The sequence below is a fragment of the Salmonella sp. WC3 genome (assembly GCF_042932255.1).
Classification (GTDB): Bacteria; Pseudomonadota; Gammaproteobacteria; order Enterobacterales; family Enterobacteriaceae; genus Salmonella; species Salmonella enterica.
In genome coordinates this window covers 1771886-1788601 of the sequence record NZ_CP170629.1, presented here as the reverse complement: position 1 = coordinate 1788601, position 16716 = coordinate 1771886, and the positions used below count along the sequence as shown (strand labels likewise).

Genomic DNA, 16716 nt, shown 5'->3' with positions numbered 1-16716 from the left:
GGGCATGTTTCATCGTTTATGGACGTTAATTCGCAAAGAACTGCAATCGCTTTTACGCGAACCGCAAACGCGCGCGATCCTGATTCTGCCTGTGCTGATTCAGGTCATCCTGTTTCCGTTCGCCGCGACGCTTGAAGTCACTAACGCGACTATCGCCATCTATAACGAAGATAACGGCAAACATTCGGTAGAACTTACCCAGCGTTTTGCCCGCGCGAAAGCGTTTACCCATGTGCTATTGCTGAACAGTCCGCAGGAGATCCAGCCGACTATCGATACGCAAAAAGCGCTGCTGCTGGTGCGCTTCCCGGCGGATTTCTCGCGGAATCTGGATACCTTCCAGCCTGCGCCGATGCAACTCATTCTTGATGGACGTAACTCCAACAGCGCGCAAATTGCCGCCAATTATCTGCAACAGATCGTCAAGGAGTATCAGCAGACATTGATGGACGGCAAACCAAAGCCCAACAATAGCGAACTGGTGGTACGCAACTGGTATAACCCGAATCTGGACTACAAGTGGTTTGTGGTGCCCTCGCTGATCGCCATGATCACCACTATTGGCGTGATGATCGTCACTTCGCTGTCCGTCGCCCGCGAGCGTGAACAAGGCACTCTGGATCAGCTGCTGGTCTCTCCGCTCACCACCTGGCAGATTTTCGTTGGTAAAGCGGTGCCGGCGCTGATTGTCGCGACCTTCCAGGCCACGATCGTGCTGGCTATCGGCATTTGGGCATACCAAATTCCCTTCGCCGGTTCGTTAGCGCTGTTTTATTTCACGATGGTGATTTACGGGCTGTCGCTGGTAGGCTTTGGCTTGCTGATATCATCGCTTTGCGCCACGCAACAGCAGGCGTTTATCGGCGTCTTTGTCTTTATGATGCCGGCGATTTTGCTCTCGGGTTATGTCTCGCCGGTGGAAAATATGCCGGTCTGGCTGCAAAACCTGACGTGGATAAACCCTATCCGCCACTTTACTGATATTACTAAGCAAATTTATCTTAAGGATGCGAGTCTGGGAGTTGTCTGGGGAAGTTTGTGGCCGCTACTGGTGATAGCGGCCACCACGGGGTCAGCGGCGTATGCGATGTTTAGACGCAAAGTGATGTAGCTTTTTATCTTTCGCCAGTAGCGAGACCACGGCGGGCCCGGCCAGGATAGCCAGCCCCGCCAGCGCCAGCAAGACATTGTTTTGCAATACGCGGGATAGCAGCCAGAGGACAATCAGCGCGGTGCCGAAGTACCAGGTGGTAGTCAGCTCTTCCAGCACATCCGCCACATCGCGCCAGCGTTGCTCATGATGGCGCTGCAACGCCAGCATCAGCAGTACCGTCACGCCATAAAGCACGCATAATCCCAGGCCGACGCGCACTAATGTGCCGCTCATCCAGCCTATTACCAGCATCGCCACTACCAGTAAATGCAACATAATCTGCCAACAACCGAGGCCGGTTGCGACACGAACGCGTTGTTGCCACTTCATGGCTTTTCTCCTGAAGCATTTTTCTCTCATTATTCAGAGTACCGAACTTTACGGAAAATTCCGTAAGACCGCATCTTTTTGTGACGACGACTACACTATTTCAATCAGGATAGTGACGCGGACAGGAAGAAAATGACTCAACACACGCGAAATTTTTCATTCAAAGTGCTCACAATTAATACGCACAAAGGTTTTACCGCCTTTAATAAACGCTTCATCCTGCCGGAGCTGCGCGACGCCGTCAGAACGGTCGGTGCCGATATCGTCTGTCTGCAAGAAGTAATGGGCGCGCATGAAGTACATCCGCTGCATATCGAAAACTGGCCGGACACTACCCACTATGAATTTTTGGCCGACACCATGTGGAGCGATTTCGCCTATGGCCGCAATGCGGTCTATCCGGAAGGCCACCACGGTAACGCGGTTCTTTCTCGCTATCCCATTGAACATTATGAAAATCGCGACGTCTCGGTCGGCGGTAGCGAAAAACGCGGCGTGCTCTATTGCCGCATTACGCCGCCCATGCTCAACCGCCCTATCCACGTCATGTGCGTACATCTCGGCCTGCGGGAGAGCCACCGCCAGGCGCAGTTAACCATGCTGGCGGGATGGGTGAATGCCTTGCCGGAATCAGAACCGGTGCTGGTGGCCGGAGACTTTAATGACTGGCGGCAAAAGGCCGGCCCGCCGTTAAACGCGGCCGGGCTGGAGGAGATATTCACCCGTGCCCATGGCCGACCGGCGCGCACATTCCCGGTGAGTATGCCGCTGCTGCGACTCGATCGTATTTACGTCAAGAATGCGAACGCCAGTTCTCCTACGGCGCTACCGCTGCGGAACTGGCGACATTTATCAGACCATGCCCCCTTAGCGCGGAGATCCATCTATGAAATGCGGCTGGCGTGAAGGTAATCAAATTCAGCTACTGGAAAACGGCGACCAGTTCTATCCTGCCGTGTTTGAGGCTATCGCTCAGGCACAGCAAAAAATCATTCTGGAAACCTTTATCTTGTTTGAAGATGAGGTGGGTAAAAAACTCCATGCCGCTCTGCTAAAAGCCGCACAGCGCGGCGTAAAAGCCGAAGTATTACTCGACGGCTACGGCTCTCCCGATCTCAGCGACGCGTTTGTCGGCGAATTGACCTCAGCGGGCGTGATTTTTCGCTATTACGACCCCCGCCCGCGTCTACTGGGGTTGCGAACCAATATCTTCCGCCGAATGCACCGCAAAATTGTGGTGATTGATGATCGTATTGCTTTTGTCGGCGGCATTAACTACTCCGCCGAACATATGTCGGATTACGGCCCGCAGGCGAAACAAGACTACGCGGTACGGGTCGAAGGGCCTGTAGTGGCCGATATCCTGCAATTCGAAGTCGAGAATCTGCCGGGGCAAAGCCCCGCGCGCCGCTGGTGGAAGCGCCATCACCAGGCTGAAGAAAACCGTCACCCCGGCGAAGCGCAGGCGCTGTTTGTCTGGCGGGATAATGAAGAACACCGCGACGATATCGAACGTCATTATCTGAAAATGCTGACCCAGGCAAAGCGTGAAGTGATTATCGCTAACGCCTATTTTTTCCCCGGCTATCGCTTGCTCCACGCAATGCGTAAAGCCGCCCGCCGTGGCGTGAGCGTAAAACTGATTGTCCAGGGGGAACCAGACATGCCGATAGTCAAAGTCGGCGCGCGGTTGCTCTATAACTATCTGGTGAAGGGCGGCGTGCAGGTTTATGAATACCGACGCCGTCCGCTGCATGGCAAAGTGGCGCTGATGGACGATCACTGGGCCACGGTAGGGTCGAGTAATCTCGATCCGCTCAGCCTGTCGCTTAACCTTGAAGCTAACCTGATCATTCACGATCGTACCTTTAACCAGACCCTGCGCGATAATTTACAAGGCATCATCGTGAATGATTGTAAGCAGGTCGATGAGTCTATGCTGCCAAAACGCACCTGGTGGAACCTGACCAAAAGCGTGCTGGCGTTCCACTTTTTACGTCATTTCCCGGCGCTGGTCGGCTGGCTACCTGCGCATACCCCGCATCTGGCGCAGGTTCCCCCGCCTGCCCAGCCAGAAATGGAAACCCAGGATCGCGTTGATCCAGAAAATACAGGAGTGAAGCCCTAATGGCTAAATCGCATCCGCGCTGGCGGCTGGCTAAAAAAGTGCTGACCTGGCTGTTTTTTATTGCGGTCGTCGTTCTGCTGGTGGTTTATGCTAAAAAGGTCGACTGGGGCGATGTCTGGACCGTCATCCGCGACTATAACCGCACGGCGCTTTTAAGCGCTGTGGGACTGGTGATCGTTAGCTATCTTCTGTACGGCTGCTACGACCTGCTTGGACGGCTTTATTGCGGCCATAAACTGGCGAAGCGACAGGTGATGTTGGTATCGTTCGTCTGCTATGCCTTTAACCTGACGCTCAGCACCTGGGTCGGCGGGATCGGGATGCGTTACCGACTATACTCTCGCCTCGGGTTGCCCGGCAGTACTATCACGCGCATTTTCTCACTCAGCATTACCACTAACTGGCTGGGCTATATTCTGCTTGGCGGCATCATTTTTACCTTCGGCATTGTCCAGCTTCCCGACCACTGGTATATCGATGCAGGCACGCTACGTATTCTCGGTATCGTTTTATTGTTGATTATCGCGGTCTATCTGTGGTTTTGCGCCTTTGCGAAGCGGCGGCATATGACGATTAAAGGACAGAAACTGGTGCTGCTGTCATGGAAATTCGCGCTGGCGCAGATGGCGATCTCCAGCGCGAACTGGATGGCGATGGGCGCCATTATCTGGCTGCTGATGGGTCAGGATGTGAACTATTTCTTTGTGCTGGGCGTACTGCTGGTGAGCAGTATCGCGGGCGTCATCGTGCATATTCCGGCAGGCATCGGCGTGCTGGAGGCCGTATTCCTTGCGTTGCTGGCGGGCGAACATACGTCGCAAGGCACGATTATCGCCGCCCTGCTCGCGTACCGCGTGCTTTACTATTTTATTCCCCTGTTGCTGGCGCTGGTGTGCTACCTGATCCTGGAGAGCCGGGCGAAGAAGCTGCGGGCGAAAAACGAGCGGGCGATGGCGAAATAAATTTAAGCAGACGCGTTTTCGCTTTCCAGCACAACGCGTTTTATCCGGTAAAAATAAACATATGCTGAGAAAAAAGACGTATTCATCTGTAAGCGGGAAAAAAGCAGCAATGACCAGCTAAACAGCAACAGGAGCACTTCGTGAAACTCGCCCATGAATACTGATGACAGGGTACAGAACGTTGCCAACGTAACGGAAATAATGGCCAGCAATAGCGCATAGCGGTAAATAATGACCCCGCTCATTCTTCCTTTAAGCAGGAGCTGATTTGACGGGGTAAGAAAAGCGATATAGCCCACGGTCAGGAAGAAGACCAGCTCCAGATGCTTTTTATTGTGCAGCTCAAACTGCGCAATAACCATGTTTATACTGACGATCCATGTCATGGTCATCATGATCGCCGTAAGCCCAATAACGCCTCCGTGAGGAATACCTTGTTCATACCAGTTTTTTTTGTAGTGGCTGGCCGGATACACAGGTAACTTAATTTCTGGCGGGATCAACTGCCCTTTTTTCACCAGCTCCGCCAGTGTTTTTCCTGTTAGCCACGTCATCAGGTTCATGGGCTTATCATTTCCTTGTCTGTGAGGTGAGATATTTTTGTAATGCGACTCGCACTAATCGACGCCCCAGGCAGAAACGAATCATCATCGTAAACGTTTCGCCATTCATCACCCAGCGGCAAAGCACAACCATAATAATCGCGATAACCAGATCACTCTTTAGTTCGCTATTTTGATTGCACAACACGTCAAATAATCCAGTACCGCAGAGCATAATATTTAATAAAAACAGTAAAACGCAGAGGCGCAACCCCAGGATAAAACCTTTGGCAATAAGCCATACCTCAGCCATAACACATAGCATCATACCTATAGCACTGCCCAAATAAATGATTATATTTAGTGGCCAATATAGAATAAACTTATCAAAAACAAAATGCGCACTGCACACACCTCCCACAAGAAGCATAAAACTAAACGCGCAAACAGGCGCAGGATTAGGTAATGAATGTTCCCATGACAATCCGGTAATGAAATGAGAAATCAGCGCTGGTGGGCATTTCTTATTAAAATCCTCGCCGCCATTTTTAATGGCGCGAGTGACGTCTTTAGCTTCACAAAACGCTAACCAAAATTGTTTGCCACATAATTTACTCATTATACCCATCATCACCAACCTGAATAAAAAACCTGCAACGCCTACGGCCTGAAAGATAATAGTATTTCCAGAATCATCAAAATGATATAACGACACAGCGTAACCACAGCATTAATAATACCAAGGTAAAGCGTCAGCGCGCCAAATAAAGCGCAACGAGACGGGGATGAAAACTCGCTGTGGTATAATATGCGGGCATAACCATGAAGTGTCGATTTTTCTAGTGCTGTAATCAATGTCCATACCAATACCGTCAGCATACTGACTATCCAGACCAGAGTGCTACTGGCCACCAGGCTATTGACAACTATCGCAGCGATGATCCCGCTTACCGCCATAAAAATTAACGGCCTGAATAGACCAGAGCTGATATTCAGGTAGAAAATAAATAAGGCATTAAGACTAAACATGATTCCAACAATCACGAAAATGGTCACGCCACCTGAGAAAAGGTAAGCTAATGACACGCCGGTAAGTGTAATTATGGCAATATATATCAACGTTACGACAACAGTGCCAAAGCGGAAAACACAGGTAACGGCCCCATACCCCAGGCCAAGCAAAAGTGCTGATATCCACAAAACAACAACAGGTTGAACGTGAGTTATCAAAAAATGAGTATACAACGTTAACCATATAATGCCGGCGGTACACCATAGTCCCAACGCAGTATACCAATAGGTAAGGGATAACATTGTCGCGGGAATAAATGCTATTTGCCGTATACGTATTGCAGCCAGAGGTCCCACTTGTCATTTATCACTCTTCACATGATCACGGTGATAAGAATGGCAAGCGCAGGAAAACATTTCTAAGATATTTATGCTGTTTCGCCCTAAATATAGTCCTAAAAAAATCCTGGCGCAGGGCCAGGATTTTAAGAGATCGCTATAATTAGCGGCGATTACCAAAAATACGCAGTAACATCAGGAACAGGTTGATAAAGTCCAGGTACAGCGTTAACGCGCCGAGAATCGAATATTTACGCAGATTAGCGCTATCGCGGGTATCTATTTGCTCGCCGATATTTTTCAGTTTCTGCGTGTCATAGGCGGTCAGACCGACAAACACCACCCCCCCGATATAGGTTACCGCCCACATCAGCGCTTCACTCTTCAGCCAGAAATTGACCAGCGACGCCAGAACGATACCAATAAGCGCCATAAACAGCATGTTGCCGAAACCGCTAAGATCGCGTTTAGTGGTGTACCCGTACAGGCTCATGGCGCCAAACATTCCCCCCGTCACCACAAACGTGCTGGCGATAGAGGAGTAGGTGTAAACGATAAAAATACTGGATAACGTCAATCCGGTTAGCGCCGAATAGAGCATAAACAGCGTCGTCGCCATTCCGGCGCTAAGTTTATGCACCAGTCCCGACAGAACAAACACCAGCGCAAGCTGGGCAATAATTAAGCCAAAGAAGGTGATCTTACTGGAAAAGACAAACATCATGACGGCTGGCGTATTAGCCGCATACCACGCGATAAACGCGGTCAGTAACAGTCCGACCGTCATCCAGCCATACACTTGCGCCATATAGGTCTGCAGGCCGGATCGCGCCTGCACTATTGAATCAGATCGTGGAAATCTGTCCATGATGAACTCCTGTGTGGAAATGATACCCTAAAGCGTATCACATTCTGCTACCAACGTTTCGCCAACTGCTGGTCGCTGTCGCGCGCTTCGACCCAGCGATCGCCTTCCGGCGTGGCTTCACGCTTCCAGAACGGCGCACGGGTTTTCAGATAATCCATAATGAACTGACCGGCGTCGAACGCGCTACTGCGGTGCGCGCTGGTGACGCCGACAAACACAATCTCATCGCCCGGCCATAATTCGCCAACGCGATGAATCACCGTGACCCGTCCCAGCGGCCAGCGGGAACGCGCCTTCGCGACGATCTCCACCAGAGCTTTCTCAGTCATGCCGGGATAATGCTCCAGCGTCAGCGCCTTAACGCTATCGCCCAGGTTATGATTGCGCACTTTTCCGGTAAAGGTGACGACCGCGCCGTCTTCGTCGCGCGCCGCCAGCCAGGAATATTCCTCCCCGACGCTAAACGGCGCAGGGCCGACTACAATTCGCGTTTCACGCATGTTAGCCCCCCGTGACTGGCGGGAAAAACGCCACTTCATCGCCCGCCGTCAGCGGATGGTCAAAACTTACCAGCGTCTGGTTGACCGCCGCCAACAGCTTGCCGTCTTCCAGCACCAGCGCCCAACGATCGCTCTTTGTCGCCAGATGCTGTCGCAGCGACTCAACGGTGGAAAAATCTGCTGGAAGCTCCAGCGCGTCAGTTCCTGTAAGCTCGCGAACCTGGGCGAAGAAAAGCACCTTAATCATGCGCATCCACCTTAAAATCCCCCGATTTGCCGCCGCTTTTCGCCAGCAGACGCACCGGACCAATTACCATATCTTTTTGTACCGCTTTACACATGTCGTAGATGGTTAACGCCGCGACGGACGCCGCGGTTAACGCTTCCATTTCGACGCCGGTTTTACCGGTCAGACGGCACAGCGACTCAATACGCACACGGTTATGCTCCGGCTCGGCCTGAAGCTGAATCTCCACTTTACTTAGCAGTAGCGGGTGGCACAGCGGGATCAGCTCCCAGGTGCGTTTGGCGGCCTGAATACCGGCAATTCGGGCGGTCGCGAAAACGTCGCCCTTGTGGTGTTTGCCATCAACAATCATCGCCAGCGTTTCACTACGCATGGTAACGAATGCTTCCGCCCGCGCTTCACGAACGGTTTCCGCTTTAGCGGAAACGTCCACCATGTGCGCTTCGCCTGCGGCGTTTATATGGGTTAATTGCGACATCGTTATTTCTTTAAATGAGGGTGAAAATTACATGGGCGTGTACGGGCATCCAGCTGCGGCGCAATGATATTCTCCCATGCGGTTCTGCATGCTTTTGTGGAGCCCGGCATGGCGAAAATCAAGGTGTTATTCGCCACGCCAGCTACCGCGCGCGACTGCAGAGTTGCGGTGCCGATCTCTTCAAACGAGAGCATGCGAAACACTTCGCCAAATCCTTCCACTTCACGATCGAACAGCGGCAACAGCGCTTCCGGCGCCTGATCGCCTTCGGTCAAACCGGTCCCACCAGTTATCAATACGACCTGCACCTCATCACTGGCGATCCAGGCGGAAACCTGGGCGCGAATCGCGTAACGGTTCTCTTTAACGATGGCTTTCGCCACCACTTCATGCCCGGCCTCCTGCGCCGAATCACGCAGATAATGACCGAAGGTGTCGTCTTCTTCGCCGCGTCGGCTGGAAACAGTAAGAATAGCGATGCGGGTCGGGATAAATTCAGCGCTGACCTGACTCATCTGAAATCTCCTTATTAAGGATTAACCGCCAATGTAAGATAAATTTTGCGTAATACCAGTATTGCTCTGGTGAAGGAAGTGGGTCTGCTTTTTCTCCCGCAACGCGTCGGAAATACGTTCCTCAAGCGCGTATTGCTGCGCGTCATCCTGTAACAGGTCGCGTAAACTCACGCCGCCGTCGCCAAACAGACATAAATGCAGCTTACCGACGGACGAAACACGCAGGCGGTTACAGGTGGCGCAGAAATCTTTTTCATACGGCATAATGAGACCGATCTCACCGGCGTAATCGGGATGACAAAAAACCTGCGCCGGGCCATCGCTGCGCTGGCGGAGCTGGTGGATCCAACCGCGCTTAATCAGCTCGTCGCGTAATACCTGACCCGAAATATGATGTTTGCGGAAGAGATCGCTCCCCTCGCCCGTCTCCATAAGTTCAATGAAGCGTAGCTGAATGGGGCGAGGCTGAATCCAGGCAAGGAAGGTATCCAACTGATGGTGATTCACGTCGCGCATCAGCACGGTGTTGACTTTCACCTTTTCGAAACCGGCGTCAAAGGCGGCATCGATGCCCGCCATCACCTGGCGGAATTTGTCCTGACCGGTAATCGCATGGAACTGACGCGCATCCAGACTATCCACGCTAACATTGACGCCCGTCAGCCCCGCTTCGCGCCAGCTCGCGGCATCGCGCGCCAGTCGATAACCGTTAGTGGTCACCGCAATCTGGCGAATAGCATCATTTTCACCCACGGCGGCAATGATGTCGGTAAAATCGCGGCGTAATGAAGGCTCGCCGCCGGTAAGACGCACCTTCTCCGTGCCAAGACTGGCAAAAGCGCGCGTAACGCGACGAATTTCATCGACGGTAAGGAAACCGTTGTTAGTGACGCCGCCAGGTTTGTAGCCATCCGGCAGACAGTAGGTGCAACGAAAGTTACACACATCGGTAATCGACAAACGCAAGTAGTAAAACTTACGCGCGAAAGCATCGGTAAGTTGTGAAGCCATGTACACCTTTCCAAATACGGGAGGCGGAGTCATTTCTTCCTGCGCCCTGGTGGCAAACGTTAAACGTTGTCACGGCCAAAGCACCATATCAAAAATGACCCAGGTGCAGAGGCTAGAGTGTTTACTGTGGTTACGCCGATACTAGCGTGTAAATGACAATTTCGCCATCACGCTTTCGCTATATAAACATATATATAGCGATATGATCGTGCTATTTAGCGACAGAATACGTGAAAATCACACTTTTACATTGATATATATCATTTAGCCGTGGTAACGCCCTCGCTATAAAGGGGTAGTCGGGAATAATTAATTGTCTTTTAGCCGGTCGGCTAATTGCTGAAAACCCGCGACTTGCGCTACTGTAGCGCTGCTTATTTGACTTCAGGAATTTTTATGCGCAATCGTACGCTGGCTGACCTTGATCGTGTCGTTGCCCTCGGCGGAGGGCATGGATTAGGACGCGTCCTCTCCTCGCTTTCTTCATTAGGTTCGCGCCTGACCGGCATTGTGACTACCACAGATAACGGGGGGTCAACTGGCCGTATTCGCCGCTCGGAAGGCGGGATCGCCTGGGGCGATATGCGCAACTGTCTGAATCAGTTAATTACCGAACCCAGCGTCGCATCCGCTATGTTTGAGTACCGTTTTGGCGGTAATGGCGAACTTTCTGGTCATAACCTCGGAAATTTGATGTTAAAGGCGTTAGATCACCTGAGCGTGCGGCCTCTGGAAGCGATTAATTTAATTCGTAATCTGCTTAAAGTGGACGCGCAGCTGATCCCGATGTCGGAGCTACCGGTAGATCTGATGGCGATTGACGATCAGGGGCATGAGATTTATGGCGAGGTGAATATCGATCAGTTAGCGACGCCGCCGCAGGAGATCATGTTAACGCCAAACGTTCCGGCGACGCGGGAAGCGGTACAGGCCATTAATGACGCGGATCTGATTCTGATTGGCCCTGGCAGTTTTTATACTAGCCTGATGCCTTGCCTGCTGCTGGATGAACTGGCGCAGGCGCTGCGGCGCACCCCAGCGCCAATGGTGTATATCGGCAATCTGGGTCGCGAACTGAGTCTGCCCGCCGCCAGTTTAACGCTGGTCGATAAGCTGGCGATGATGGAGCAATATATTGGCAAAAAAGTCATTGACGCGGTGGTGGTTGGACCGCAAGTTGACGTCAGTGCGGTGAACGATCGGCTGGTGATTCAGGAAGTGCTGGAGGCCAGCGATATCCCCTATCGCCACGATCGTCAGTTACTACACAATGCGCTGGAAAAAGCGCTACAGGCGTTGGGTTAAGCCCATTTACCGACGACGCTGCGCTTATCAGAAGCCTGTTTACACCGAAGGGTAAACAGGCTCTCTCCCCCTTCTGATAAACTGCGTTCAGCTATCGCCAGTAGGCGCTCATGAGCGAGCTCAACTCTTTTTTCAGCAATATATTCTCCATGATCTCAGTAAAGAGGGTCTGATTGATCTCTTCCATTATTTTTATCCCAATAGCACGCTCTGCATCCATCTGTACCTCAGTAGTACGCTCTGCGTCAGAGTCGTCTGCTATTCTTAAATCTTCCAGTTCAGCATTGACCCGGCTCTGATACTCATCCGTTTCAATACACTCATCCCTTTTAGCCATCATTTCACGCCACTCTTCTGGCGCTATGCGCTCCAGCACTTTATGCCACGGCCCCCACAGCGCAAACCATTTGTGAAAATCCCTATTTTCAGCCATTTTTATCCTTATATCCGCCTCGTCCAGGTCAGACTCAGTGATACCCGAAACGTTATAAAATCGCATATCCCGGGTCATTGTTGTCAGCGACAGCGGCTCTCGTAACTGATTCTGAAACCCCAGAAATACTTCGACTTCGTCAATAAAAAACAGCCGTTTTACCTTTTCTCTGGCGAGCGATTCTATTTGCTCCAGCCGAAAGATTTCACGCCCCGCCATAATCAGTTCCGCTAAGTGGCTATCAAAGGCGCCTCTTTCAGCATCATGAACCAACGTCGCTTCCTGCATTTGGTGGTATGCCAGTGTGACCCGATCTTCACAGCTTATCGTTGCATTCATCGCTATAATAAATACGGTTTCTCTTAGTGCGCTATCTTCAGCCAGGCGCATTAGCCAGGCGGAGACTTGTTCCTTAAAATCCGGGTGTCGGGTATTCTGCGTATCACCAAGATAGTCCAGGAATCCGCTGAAAGCCGCCGCGTTTGCCTCTGCCTCAAACGCCCGCCATTGGTTGACGTCTTCCTCCTCGAGACTGGTTAGCCACCCCTGGACAGCTTGATGCAGTGGTCGAGTTACCCGAACAATTGAAAAGTCGCCCATGGCAAACAATACCCGGGGTCCCTGATAATCTACAGAGGACATTAGCCGCTGCATATTCTGTATTGTTCGTTCTGAAAAAGGATTATATTCTACGATTATTCTTGTAGGTTAAGGTCCTTCACCACGAAAATGGGGTAACGACTCCGGGAGACGGACCAGGTTATTGCGAGAGGCCTGCATTATTTGTAATGCCGCCGGGGGGTTTTCCGGTAGATTAGTCAATGCGTTACGGGAAACATCCAGCGTTGTTATCGTGGGAGGAAGTGTTTCAGGCAGAACCGTAATCTGATTTTTACTTACATCCAGGACCTGTAATTCTGGTGGTAACGATGCGGGCAGACTGGTTAAGGCATTTTCGCCGGCCTCCAGAGTCTTCAGGCCCGGCGGCAATGTTTCAGGCAAAGCGGTTAACGAATTACTCTGCACATTCAAATGGGTAATCCCTGACGGAAGATGTGCTGGCAGTGTCCTTATGCTGTTATCATAAACGCTCAGGTACCGAAGTTCCTCAGGTAGATTTTCAGGTAAGCAACTAATTTTATTATGGAAAAGATCCAGCGATTGAAGCGCTGAAGGCAAACGTTCCGGCAATTCAGTAATACGGTTAATGCTCAGCTCCATTTCCTGTATGGTATCCGGTAACGTGGCAGGGATACTGGTTAGCTGATTACTGTTGGCATACAGGGTCTTTATATTTCCCTGTAAATTTTCCGGCAAACTTTTCAGTTCATTGTTATCGAGTATCAGAGTAGTTATCTGCTCAGGAATATAGGCAGGTATAGTGGTAAGTCCTAATATTTTCAGACGAAGTTCCGTCTTATTATTTTTCAGGCAGTCACGCATCCGTTGTACGGCTTCTTCACGATTTGCTGCCTCTTTCGCTGGCGCCTCTTTTACCCACTCAGACCAGATTAACTCATAATTCACAGCATCTTTGGAGCCGGAAGCGCTACTCGCCTGCTCGCTTTCTGTCACACGGGTATAGGTGACTGACTTTCCCCCTCCCTCAACGGTATAGCCCTCTGTATTAAAAACTATAGACAGAATTTCCTGACTATTTTCACTCAAAATACAGTATTGGTCTGCCCCTCCTCTACTATACTGAATATTATCCGCATACGCCGGGAAAGCTAACATCCTTAAACATTCAAACTTGCTTTTGATCTCTTCTGGCGAGGCGGTTTCAGGTGGATGACAAAGATAAGCGATGCAGTTTTGTGCTTCAACCTGATGTTCTGAAGAGAAAAAGGCACTTATTTTATTCCATATCTCTTCTTTTAAAGGCACCTCTGTTGAGGCCTCATTGCTAATACTTTGATGCCTTGCCGTAGATTGTATATTAGTAATATTAAACATATTTTCCCTACCTGATCTGAACGTAACCTAAAGTAACAGATAAGGATATTCTCAACTTTAAATAAGAGGTCACAGTCGTCATTATTTCGGACAAATCATTCAGTATTTGCAGCGCTTGACTTATAAATGCTCACGCTTCTATCACCTCTTTTTTTACGTAGGATGATGTTATCTGTTGCCATGACACGATTTCAACGAACTCACATAAGATTAAAATGACGATCATAAGGATAGCTATACCGATAATACGGGGCGTTTTTTTTCATAGCCGAGGAGAGAGGGAAAATTAGCGTTGGGTTCAGCCTCAACGCTAATTTTCTTCAGTTGTGATTAAACTAGCTACCCCATTGATGTTTTGAGTTTTTCGACAATCTCGTTAGTCAAAGCCTGTCACTGTTTTTCATTCCTGACTGACTTAGCCCTTACTATTGAACTGAAATTCTCAAAAGCGAGCCATGGTAACGATGACTCGCTGGCGATCGACACATTGTCAGGACGCCGCGATAAACAACTCGCGTAACTGGTGCAACTGGTCGCGAATTTGCGCGGCTTCTTCAAACTCCAGATTTTGCGCGTGCTGCATCATTTGCCCTTCCAGTTCATGAATTTTCTGCTGCAACGCTTTCGGCGTCATATCCAGTTCGACAATTCCGGCTTTTGCCGTAGAACGGCCCTTGCCTTTCCCCTTCGCTTTGGTTTTCGCAATGTTCTGCCCCAGCGCCAGGATGTCGACCACTTTTTTGTTCAGCCCCTGCGGAGTGATACCGTGCTCTTCGTTGTACTTCTGCTGCTTCTCGCGACGTCGCTCGGTTTCGCCAATCGCCTTCGCCATCGACGGCGTGATTTTATCGCCATACAAAATCGCTTTACCGTTAACGTTACGCGCCGCGCGCCCTATGGTCTGAATCAGGGAGCGCTCGGAGCGCAGGAAGCCCTCTTTATCGGCGTCCAGAATCGCCACCAGCGAGACTTCCGGCATATCCAGCCCTTCGCGCAGCAGGTTAATCCCCACCAGAACGTCAAACTCGCCCAGACGCAAATCGCGGATGATTTCCATGCGCTCCACGGTATCAATATCTGAGTGCAGGTAACGCACGCGCTCGCCGTGCTCTTCCAGATATTCGGTCAAATCTTCCGCCATCCGTTTGGTAAGCGTAGTGACAAGGACACGCTCATTAATGGCCGCACGCTGACGAATTTCGGACAGCAGATCGTCCACCTGGGTCGCCACCGGACGCACTTCAATAATCGGGTCCAGCAGCCCGGTCGGTCGCACGACCTGATCCACCACCTCATCACCAGATTTTTCCAGCTCATAGTTGCCGGGCGTGGCGGAAACATAGATAGTTTGCGGCGCTAAGGCTTCAAACTCCTCAAACTTCAGCGGACGGTTATCCAGCGCCGAAGGCAGACGGAAGCCATACTCGACCAGCGTCTCTTTGCGCGCCCGGTCGCCGCGGTACATGCCGCCTATCTGCGGGATGGTGACATGAGACTCATCCACCACCAGCAGTCCGTCGGCGGGCAGATAATCGAACAAGGTTGGCGGCGGTTCGCCCGGCCCGCGGCCCGACAGAAAGCGGGAATAGTTTTCAATGCCTGAGCAGTAGCCCAGCTCGTTCATCATCTCTAAATCGAACTGCGTGCGCTGGCTTAATCGCTGCTCTTCGAGCAGCTTATTATTCGCCAGCAAGACCTTACGCCTGTCCGCCAGCTCATCTTTTATCTCTTCCATCGCCTGCAGAATACGCTCGCGCGGCGTTACGTAGTGCGTTTTGGGATAGATAGTATAACGTGGCACCGTTGACTCTACCTGCCCGGTTAACGGGTCGAACAGCGACAGGCGTTCCACTTCTTCATCAAACAGCTCAACGCGTAGCGCGATGTCGTCAGATTCAGCCGGGAAGATGTCGATCACTTCGCCGCGCACGCGAAAGGTACCACGCTGAAAAGCTTGATCGTTACGGGTGTATTGCAATTCCGCCAGCCGACGCAAAATCGCGCGCTGGTCAATCAGCATTCCCACCGTCAGATGCAGCATCATTTTCAGGTAGAGATCCGGATCGCCCAGACCGTAAATCGCGGACACGGAAGCCACCACCACGACATCGCGTCGCTCAAGCAACGCTTTCGTTGCCGACAACCGCATTTGCTCAATATGTTCGTTTACCGAAGCGTCTTTTTCGATAAACGTATCCGAACTTGGCACATACGCTTCCGGCTGATAGTAGTCATAGTAGGAGACGAAATACTCCACCGCGTTTTCCGGGAAAAACTCTTTCATTTCGCCGTAGAGCTGCGCCGCCAGGGTTTTATTGGGCGCAAGCACCATCGTTGGCCGCTGCAAGTCCGCAATGACGTTGGCAATGGTGAATGTCTTCCCGGAGCCGGTCACGCCCAATAACGTCTGATGCGCCAGCCCGTCCTCCAGCCCCTCTTCCAGACGACGTATAGCGTCCGGCTGATCGCCAGAAGGTTTAAAAGCGGAATTCAGTTTGAACGGTTTACTCATGAGCGGCTACCTGAAGGAGTGAGCGGGCAGGGATGTAATTTTACTCTCGACGGTGAATATTGCCAATAAAAAATACTGGATGAAAAAACAGTAACACTCCAGTGTATAATGGCTATCGGCAGATACCCCACGCTATTTAGAGGTAAAACATAGACAGTCGCGGGGTAAAATTCCAGCAGTGTGCTGGTTATCCCCAGACCAGAGTCTTTTTTAACATTTGTCAAGTCGGATGATGAAAGTTTTATGTCAACGTATCTCCCTTCCTTTACAACCATTGATTTTATATAACTTGCTGTCTGAAAAGGGATATTTTCTCAAGCCGTCTTTCGCGCCAATTTAGTCGCAGGCCGCGTCGCCTCTCGCTTACGTTGTGTTTTCTAACTCTAATACACAAGGTTATCCACAGGAATAGTGGATAACTGCTTC

The 16716-nt window shown here is 51.0% G+C and carries 15 protein-coding genes, 3 pseudogenes and 1 riboswitch; of the genes and pseudogenes, 5 read left to right on the top strand and 13 right to left on the bottom strand.

Translation table 11 applies throughout. From position 1 onward, the window contains the following. Window positions 1–4: 4 nt before the first annotated feature. A complete protein-coding gene (locus ACFK9X_RS08455; RefSeq protein ID WP_151116143.1) occupies window positions 5–1111 on the top strand; it encodes an ABC transporter permease in 1107 nt (368 codons plus the stop codon). Here ACFK9X_RS08455 and ACFK9X_RS08450 read toward each other — a convergent pair. Next, window positions 1073–1483, bottom strand: a complete 411-nt coding sequence (locus tag ACFK9X_RS08450; RefSeq protein ID WP_000871970.1) for a YbhQ family protein — start codon at window positions 1481–1483, stop codon at window positions 1073–1075. The genes ACFK9X_RS08455 and ACFK9X_RS08450 overlap by 39 nt on opposite strands. 132 nt (window positions 1484–1615) lie before the next feature. Here ACFK9X_RS08450 and ACFK9X_RS08445 point away from each other — a divergent pair. The 3 genes and pseudogenes from ACFK9X_RS08445 to ACFK9X_RS08435 all read left to right on the top strand — a co-directional run bounded on the left by ACFK9X_RS08445 (window position 1616) and on the right by ACFK9X_RS08435 (window position 4573). Further along, window positions 1616–2373, top strand: a pseudogene (locus ACFK9X_RS08445) (endonuclease/exonuclease/phosphatase family protein). After that, window positions 2370–3611 (top strand): cardiolipin synthase ClsB, encoded by a 1242-nt coding sequence (gene clsB, locus ACFK9X_RS08440; RefSeq protein WP_000649639.1) that lies wholly within the window; start codon window positions 2370–2372, stop codon window positions 3609–3611. The pseudogene ACFK9X_RS08445 and the gene clsB overlap by 4 nt, the downstream one beginning before the upstream one ends. Beyond that, window positions 3611–4573, top strand: coding sequence for a YbhN family protein (locus tag ACFK9X_RS08435; protein WP_151116141.1), 963 nt, complete (start codon window positions 3611–3613; stop codon window positions 4571–4573). The genes clsB and ACFK9X_RS08435 overlap by 1 nt, the downstream gene beginning before the upstream one ends. A gap of 2 nt (window positions 4574–4575) precedes the next feature. Here the strand turns inward: ACFK9X_RS08435 and ACFK9X_RS08430 are convergent, their stop codons facing one another. The 9 genes from ACFK9X_RS08430 to moaA all read right to left on the bottom strand — a co-directional run bounded on the left by ACFK9X_RS08430 (window position 4576) and on the right by moaA (window position 10084). After that, window positions 4576–5136 carry a hypothetical protein gene (locus ACFK9X_RS08430; RefSeq protein WP_001750124.1) on the bottom strand — a complete coding sequence of 187 codons (561 nt, stop codon included), beginning with the start codon at window positions 5134–5136 and terminating at the stop codon, window positions 4576–4578. Between the two features lie 7 nt (window positions 5137–5143). Then, window positions 5144–5752: a hypothetical protein gene (locus ACFK9X_RS08425; protein WP_077951057.1), complete on the bottom strand. Its 609-nt coding sequence runs from the start codon at window positions 5750–5752 to the stop codon at window positions 5144–5146. Window positions 5753–5775: 23 nt separating this feature from the next. After that, complete coding sequence (locus ACFK9X_RS08420; RefSeq protein WP_151116139.1) at window positions 5776–6483, bottom strand: Bax inhibitor-1 family protein; 708 nt, start codon at window positions 6481–6483, stop codon at window positions 5776–5778. Between the two features lie 145 nt (window positions 6484–6628). Then, window positions 6629–7333 carry a Bax inhibitor-1/YccA family protein gene (locus ACFK9X_RS08415; RefSeq protein WP_104075927.1) on the bottom strand — a complete coding sequence of 235 codons (705 nt, stop codon included), beginning with the start codon at window positions 7331–7333 and terminating at the stop codon, window positions 6629–6631. A gap of 47 nt (window positions 7334–7380) precedes the next feature. Continuing rightward, window positions 7381–7833: a molybdopterin synthase catalytic subunit MoaE gene (gene moaE, locus ACFK9X_RS08410; RefSeq protein WP_151116137.1), complete on the bottom strand. Its 453-nt coding sequence runs from the start codon at window positions 7831–7833 to the stop codon at window positions 7381–7383. Window position 7834: 1 nt separating this feature from the next. After that, window positions 7835–8080, bottom strand: a complete 246-nt coding sequence (gene moaD / locus ACFK9X_RS08405) for a molybdopterin synthase sulfur carrier subunit (protein ID WP_161126829.1) — start codon at window positions 8078–8080, stop codon at window positions 7835–7837. Then, a complete protein-coding gene (gene moaC / locus ACFK9X_RS08400) occupies window positions 8073–8558 on the bottom strand; it encodes a cyclic pyranopterin monophosphate synthase MoaC (RefSeq protein ID WP_000080894.1) in 486 nt (161 codons plus the stop codon). The genes moaD and moaC overlap by 8 nt, the downstream gene beginning before the upstream one ends. 2 nt (window positions 8559–8560) lie before the next feature. Next, the gene (gene moaB / locus ACFK9X_RS08395) at window positions 8561–9073 is read right to left on the bottom strand and encodes a molybdenum cofactor biosynthesis protein B (protein ID WP_151116132.1); all 513 of its coding nucleotides are present in this window, start codon (window positions 9071–9073) and stop codon (window positions 8561–8563) included. Window positions 9074–9094: 21 nt separating this feature from the next. Further along, window positions 9095–10084, bottom strand: coding sequence for a GTP 3',8-cyclase MoaA (moaA, locus tag ACFK9X_RS08390; protein ID WP_000168186.1), 990 nt, complete (start codon window positions 10082–10084; stop codon window positions 9095–9097). Then, window positions 10072–10216, bottom strand: a riboswitch (molybdenum cofactor riboswitch). It overlaps the preceding gene by 13 nt. Window positions 10217–10480: 264 nt before the next feature. On the opposite strand from moaA, the gene yvcK reads away from it, so the two are divergent. Continuing rightward, window positions 10481–11389: a uridine diphosphate-N-acetylglucosamine-binding protein YvcK gene (gene yvcK, locus ACFK9X_RS08385; protein WP_001246031.1), complete on the top strand. Its 909-nt coding sequence runs from the start codon at window positions 10481–10483 to the stop codon at window positions 11387–11389. A gap of 91 nt (window positions 11390–11480) precedes the next feature. Here the strand turns inward: yvcK and slrP are convergent. The 3 genes and pseudogenes from slrP to uvrB all read right to left on the bottom strand — a co-directional run bounded on the left by slrP (window position 11481) and on the right by uvrB (window position 16290). Next, window positions 11481–13778, bottom strand: a pseudogene (gene slrP / locus ACFK9X_RS08380) (SPI-1 type III secretion system effector E3 ubiquitin transferase SlrP). Window positions 13779–13785: 7 nt separating this feature from the next. After that, window positions 13786–13960, bottom strand: a pseudogene (locus ACFK9X_RS08375) (hypothetical protein). 308 nt (window positions 13961–14268) lie between these two features. Further along, on the bottom strand, window positions 14269–16290 hold the full coding sequence (gene uvrB / locus ACFK9X_RS08370) for an excinuclease ABC subunit UvrB (RefSeq protein WP_000042502.1): 2022 nt from the start codon (window positions 16288–16290) through the stop codon (window positions 14269–14271). Window positions 16291–16716 lie beyond the last annotated feature (426 nt).

What these genes read in the sequence shown, in the direction of transcription:
- ACFK9X_RS08455 (WP_151116143.1), top strand. Translation starts at nt 5, where the DNA reads ATGTTTCATCGTTTATGGACGTTAATTCGCAAAGAACTGCAATCGCTT.
- ACFK9X_RS08450 (WP_000871970.1), bottom strand. Translation starts at nt 1,483, where the DNA reads ATGAAGTGGCAACAACGCGTTCGTGTCGCAACCGGCCTCGGTTGTTGG.
- clsB (WP_000649639.1), top strand. Translation starts at nt 2,370, where the DNA reads ATGAAATGCGGCTGGCGTGAAGGTAATCAAATTCAGCTACTGGAAAAC.
- ACFK9X_RS08435 (WP_151116141.1), top strand. Translation starts at nt 3,611, where the DNA reads ATGGCTAAATCGCATCCGCGCTGGCGGCTGGCTAAAAAAGTGCTGACC.
- ACFK9X_RS08430 (WP_001750124.1), bottom strand. Translation starts at nt 5,136, where the DNA reads ATGAACCTGATGACGTGGCTAACAGGAAAAACACTGGCGGAGCTGGTG.
- ACFK9X_RS08415 (WP_104075927.1), bottom strand. Translation starts at nt 7,333, where the DNA reads ATGGACAGATTTCCACGATCTGATTCAATAGTGCAGGCGCGATCCGGC.
- moaE (WP_151116137.1), bottom strand. Translation starts at nt 7,833, where the DNA reads ATGCGTGAAACGCGAATTGTAGTCGGCCCTGCGCCGTTTAGCGTCGGG.
- moaD (WP_161126829.1), bottom strand. Translation starts at nt 8,080, where the DNA reads ATGATTAAGGTGCTTTTCTTCGCCCAGGTTCGCGAGCTTACAGGAACT.
- moaC (WP_000080894.1), bottom strand. Translation starts at nt 8,558, where the DNA reads ATGTCGCAATTAACCCATATAAACGCCGCAGGCGAAGCGCACATGGTG.
- moaB (WP_151116132.1), bottom strand. Translation starts at nt 9,073, where the DNA reads ATGAGTCAGGTCAGCGCTGAATTTATCCCGACCCGCATCGCTATTCTT.
- moaA (WP_000168186.1), bottom strand. Translation starts at nt 10,084, where the DNA reads ATGGCTTCACAACTTACCGATGCTTTCGCGCGTAAGTTTTACTACTTG.
- yvcK (WP_001246031.1), top strand. Translation starts at nt 10,481, where the DNA reads ATGCGCAATCGTACGCTGGCTGACCTTGATCGTGTCGTTGCCCTCGGC.
- uvrB (WP_000042502.1), bottom strand. Translation starts at nt 16,290, where the DNA reads ATGAGTAAACCGTTCAAACTGAATTCCGCTTTTAAACCTTCTGGCGAT.